Source organism: uncultured Campylobacter sp., assembly GCF_938030785.1.
Lineage (GTDB): Bacteria > Campylobacterota > Campylobacteria > Campylobacterales > Campylobacteraceae > Campylobacter_B.
In genome coordinates this window covers 1-3,356 of sequence record NZ_CALHIK010000082.1, presented here as the reverse complement: position 1 = coordinate 3,356, position 3,356 = coordinate 1, and the positions used below count along the sequence as shown (strand labels likewise).

Annotated in this window: 3 protein-coding genes; all 3 read right to left on the bottom strand. The window is 48.9% G+C overall.

What is annotated here, in order from left to right:
- The coding region (locus tag Q0438_RS04470; protein ID WP_367178493.1) for a serine O-acetyltransferase at nt 1-251 on the bottom strand (251 nt) is incomplete at its 3' end.
- Nucleotides 248-2,086, bottom strand: a complete 1,839-nt coding sequence (speA, locus tag Q0438_RS04465) for a biosynthetic arginine decarboxylase (RefSeq protein WP_299187829.1) — start codon at nt 2,084-2,086, stop codon at nt 248-250. The genes Q0438_RS04470 and speA, both read right to left, overlap by 4 nt.
- Entirely contained in the window at nt 2,083-3,324 is a 1,242-nt protein-coding gene (gene hisS / locus Q0438_RS04460; RefSeq protein WP_299187832.1) for a histidine--tRNA ligase, read from the bottom strand. The genes speA and hisS overlap by 4 nt, the downstream gene beginning before the upstream one ends.
- Between the last annotated feature and the right edge of the window lie 32 nt (nt 3,325-3,356).

The following is a 3,356-nucleotide window of genomic DNA, read 5'->3' as shown; positions in this document are numbered from 1 at the left end:
TGGTCGAAAAACACGCCCGAGCCGATCTGTGCGCCGGGATTTATATCTACGGCGGTGATTATACGAGTAAGTCCGCTGATCGCACGAGCTATAAGCTTAAAACCTCGCTCGTAAAAAAAGTGCGCGAAGCGGTAATTTATCAGCGCCCAGACGCCCGGATAGCAGAAAAATATCTCAAATACGCTGTTGCATGCGGGGTCTTGACGCATCGGCTCGGTGAAGTCCTGTTTTAAAATTTGCCAAAAACTCATTTGATCGTCTTTAGATAGCTGTTGTCGTTTAAAAACAGATATAGCTCGCCCAGGATATGCTTTTTCTCTTTTGCGTCTATGAGGTCTGATTTTTCGATCCGCTCGTTTAGGCTTTCGCGGATATCTACGACGTCGTAGTCCATATCCTCCAAGATGTCGATGACCGATTGCGATTCGATGAAATCCTTGATCTCAAAGCCGCCGTCATCGCGCAAGATCACGGTAGCTTCGCTTGGATGAGCGAAAAGATTGTGATTCATACCTAGCACCTCTTGATACGCTCCGACAAGGAAAAAGCCCAGAAAGTACTCCTCCTCTTCGGGGTCCACGTCGTGCAAAAATAGTGGGTTGGTCTCTCTATCAAATCCGATCTCGCCGTCGCTATCGCAGGTGATATCCCAGATCGACGCCGATAGCGTGGCACGCTCATCCAGCCTCTCTAGCGGCATGATCGGGAAGTGCTGCTTGATGCCCCAAAAATCGGGCAGGCTTTGAAAGATAGAAAAATTTACCAAATAGCGCTCTTGGGCGTTGCCTAGGGAGTTTAAGAAATTGCTGTATTCTTGCTTGTTGCCTAAAATTCCATACGCTTTTCGCATTATTAGATGAACTAAAATTTCGCCGTTTGAGCGGTCGATCAGATCGACGTAACCCAGATCAAAAAGAGTAAGCACGCTCTCCATATGCGACATGGCATCGTGCAGATACTCTAGTGCGTTGGATGGTTTTAGAGTTTTATACAGATCGTATAGCTCGGCGACTACCGGCGGATTGTCCTTTTTTAGGGCGAGCTTCTCTTCGGCGTATTCCTGAGTAAAAAGCTCCAAAATCGGCGCTACGAGCACCGCATGACTGGCGGCTACGTATCTGCCGCTCTCGATAAAAATATCGGGCTCTGCCTCTTTTTTATCCTGCGCGATCGATTTTAGCAAAAAAACCACGTCGTTGGCGTATTCTTTTAGCGTATAGTTGCGGCTGGAGCTCTCTTTGGCTTGAGAGTATTCGATAGCAAGCCCTCCGCCTAAATTTATAGATTTTAAATTTTTTGCACCCATTTTGCGAAGCTCAGTGTAGATGTTGCCCGCCTCGATGAGGGCCTTTTTGAGCGGATGGATCTCTGTAATCTGTGAGCCGATATGAAAATGAATCATCGTAAACTGCTCGATGAGGTCGTTTTTCTTGAGTAAGCTTATCGCCTCTATGAGCTCGGTCGAGGTAAGGCCGAATTTAGAATTTATCCCGCCGCTTTTCGCCCACATACCGCTTCCGGAGTTGTGCAGCCTGATGCGAAGCCCGATGAAAGGCTTTGGCGCGAATCGCTCCTTAGCCGTTTCGATGATGGTTTCAAGCTCGTTTAACCCCTCGATCGTAAGCGTTACGTTATGCCCCATCTCTGCGGCGATGAAGCCGATATTGATAAGCTCCTTATCTTTAAAACCGTTTACGGTAATCGGCGCACCGTAGTTATTATACGCCATCGCTAGCAGCAGCTCGGGCTTGCTGCCGGCTTCGAGTCCATATCCGTAAGGCTCGCCGATATCGACTAAATTTCTAACGAAGCCCGGGAATTGATTTACTTTAAGCGGATAGACGGCGTGGAATTTTCCCTTGTAGTCGAACTCCTTTATGGCTCGGTTAAAATTTGAGTAAATTTCAACGATCTGCTTTTTGATGAGGTGCGGAAAGCGCAGCAGTATCGGGCCTCGCACGCCGTCTGCGCGGATCTCTTTTATGATATCCACCAAAGGCTGCTTGAAATCGGAGTTTAGGCATAGCTTACCGCCGTCTATTGTGAAGTTGGAATTCCCCCAAATATTTAGTCCGTAATCGTTCATGCTCTATCCTTAAAAAATGCTTCGACCTCTTTAAATTTAATCGCAAAGGTGGTTTGATCCTCTAAATTTTTACACCATATCTCGGCGCGATCAAACTCGTCCTGTCCGATGCAAAGGCAAAATTTTACCTCCGCCCCGTCGGCTACCTTTAAATGCTTCGCAAGCGCCTTGGGCTCATATGAAATTTGAGTTTTACAAAACTTTCGTAGCTTTAGCGCAAACGAAAACGCCGTGTTTACGAACGCCTCATCCAGTGCGCCGATATAAAGTCCCTCGCGCGCTTGTGAGCTTTCGCGCGTTTTTAAAATTTCGGCTATTCGCTCGATACCGATCGCAAAGCCCACGCCCGCCGTCTTTCTGCCGCCTAAAAACTCCACGAGCCTGTCGTAGCGCCCGCCGCCGCCTACGGCGCTTTGCGCGCCAAGCTCGCTTGAGACGAACTCAAAGGCGGTTTTGCAGTAGTAATCAAGCCCGCGCACGAGTTTAGGATCGATTTCAAATTTTTGCCCGTTTTGGGTTAAAATTCTTTGCAGCTGCGCAAATTCCGTGGCGCAGGCGTCGTTTAAATTTTCCGTTATAAGAGGCGCGGCGGCTAAAATTTTCTGGCAGCTTTCGTTTTTGCAGTCCAGCACGCGGATCGGATTGGTGTCGATGCGCCTTTGGCAGTCCTCGCAGAGCCTGTCTTTGCGTTCTTGCAAGAAATTTACGAGCTTGGTTTTATACGCGGGCATACACTCCTCATCGCCTAAAGAGTTGATTTTAAGCGTTGCGGCGACATTTAGCTCGCGTAAAATTTGAGCTAGCATCAAAATCACGCTCGCATCCTCATAAACGCTATTTTCGCCGAAGCACTCGACGCCGAATTGATGAAACTCGCGCAGGCGCCCCTTTTGCGGGCGCTCGTAGCGAAACATCGAGCCTTGATAATAAAATTTATGCACGCCGCCGCTACGGTCGAGCTTTTTTTCGATAAAGGCGCGCACGACGCCCGCGGTGCCCTCGGGGCGCAGGCAGACGCTATCGCCGCTTTTGTCGCTAAACTCATACATCTCTTTGCCGACGATGTCGCTGCTCTCGCCGACACTGCGGCGAAATAGCGCGGTCTGCTCGAGCTTGGGCGTTTCGATGAGGCAAAAGCCGTAATTGCGCGCCACGCGCTCGCACACGCTTAAAATTTGCGAGTAGATGCGCGCCTGCTCGCCTGAAATATCGTTCATACCGCGAAGTGCCTTGATCATCGATAAAATCCTTTGTGAAATTTTAAAATTTT